Origin of the sequence: Streptomyces sp. BR123, from assembly GCF_013401435.1 — a bacterium.
Classification (GTDB): domain Bacteria; phylum Actinomycetota; class Actinomycetes; order Streptomycetales; family Streptomycetaceae; genus Streptomyces.
Map to the genome: position 1 here is coordinate 1 of NZ_JACBGN010000557.1, position 1,893 is coordinate 1,893.

The 1,893-nt window shown below is 71.2% G+C and carries 1 protein-coding gene; it reads right to left on the bottom strand.

The genetic code is table 11. From position 1 onward, the window contains the following. A partial coding sequence (locus HYE82_RS36210) for a penicillin-binding protein 2 (protein WP_256988202.1) occupies positions 1-1,736 on the bottom strand: 1,736 nt, incomplete at its 3' end. Positions 1,737-1,893: the final 157 nt, after the last annotated feature.

Below are 1,893 nucleotides of genomic sequence, written 5' to 3' on the forward strand. Positions count from 1 at the left end.
GGGGTGCTGCCGGTGGGGGCGACCTGGAGGGTCTTGAGGGCGAACTCCATGACCTTCTTGTAGATGGGTCCGCAGATCTGACCGCCGAAGTAGCTGCCCTTGGTGGGGTTCTGGATGGCGCAGTAGACGGTGACGCGGGGGTTGTCGGCGGGGGCGAACCCGGCGAAGGAGGCGGTGTAGCCCTTGTAGCGGCCGGTGGCCGGATCCACCCGGTTGGACGTGCCCGTCTTGCCGCCGACGCGGTAGCCGGGGATGCGGGCCTTGGTGCCGGTGCCCTCCTGGTCGTCCACGACGGACTCCAGCATCTCGGAGAGCGTCTTGGCGGTCTCCTTGCTGATCACACGGGTCTGCTCGGGGGCCGGTGCGGGGGTGAAGCGTCCGTCGGGGCCCTTGGTGCCGCGGACCAGGGTGGGCTCGATCCGGACGCCCCCGTTGGCGACGGTGGAGTACACGGAGGCCGCCTGCATGGCGTTGAGCGACAGGCCCTGGCCGAAGGGGATCGTGTACTGCTGGGAGGTCGACCAGGCCTCGGGGCGGGCGAGGATGCCGCGGGACTCGCCCGGGTAGTTCAGCCCGGTCGGCTGCCCGATGCCGAATTTGGTCAGGTAGGAGTGGAGCACCCGGTTGGCCTCGGGCTGGGTGGCGCCGAGCTGGCCGGTGGCCAGGATCGTGCCGATGTTGGAGGACTTGGCGAGGACCCCGTTGAGGGTCAGGTACCAGGTCGGGTGGTCGATGTCGTCCTTGAACAGCCGGTCGCCGCGGTGGAGCCGGTTGGGGACCTCGACGCGGGTGTCCGGGGCGGCCTTCTTCTCCTCGAGCACGGCGGCCATCGAGATGACCTTGGCGGTGGAGCCGGGCTCGTAGACGTCCTGGAGGGCCGCGTTGCCCATGGCGGCGGAGCTGGCCCGGCTGAGGTCGTTGGGGTCGAAGCCGGGCGCGTTGGCCATGGCCAGTACCTCGCCGGTGCGGGTGTCCTGGACGATGACGTAGCCGCGGTCGGCCTCGGACTTCTGGACCTGCTCGGTGATGGCGCTCTGCGCCGCCCACTGGATGTCCCGGTCGATGGTCAGCTCGACGTCCTCGCCGGGCACGGCCGGCTTCTCGCTGGACCCTGCGGTGGGGACGCGGCGGCCGCCGGACTGGGCGTAGGTGACCGTGCCGTCCTTGCCGGACAGCTTCCGGTCGAGGGCGGACTCCAGACCGCCGGCGCCCTTGCCCTCGGCGTTGACGTAGCCCAGTATCCCGGCGGCCAGGTCCCCGCCCGGGTACACGCGCTTGCTGCTGTCCTCGTTGAACACGCCGGCCAGGACGTTGGCGCCGGGGCCGTTGTTCCGCTTGTCGGCGGTGGCCTTCTCGGCGAAGACCCGCTTGAGGTCCTTGATCTGGTTCCAGACCTGGGGGGTCTGGCGGCGGGCGAGGACGACGTAGCGGGTGTTCTTGGTCTTCAGCCGGGCCGTGAGGTCTTCGGCGTCGGCGTTCAGGATGGGCGCGAGGAGGGCGGCGGCCTGCTCGGGTGCGTCGGGGGCCTTGCTCTCCTGCGGGGTGAACATCTGGGGGTCGGCGGTGATGTCGTACGCGTCGACGCTGATGGCGAGGGCGACGCCCTTGCGGTCGGTGATCTCGCCGCGCTCGGCGGCCAGGGTGACGCTGGTGAAGCGGTTCTCGGAGGCCTTGGCGGAGTAGGCGGCGGCGTCCACGGCCTGCACCTGCAGCAGCCGTACGACGAAGACCAGCATCACGAGCGTCAGCCCGACGCCGACCAGGCGCAGCCGGGGCCGCGGGCTGCCGAGCCGGATCGTGTGCGGGGCGCGGGCGGCGGGGGGCCTCCGAGAACCGCTTCACCAGCGTCACCCTGGCCGCCGAGCGCGGCGAGATCACCGACCGCAAGGGCGT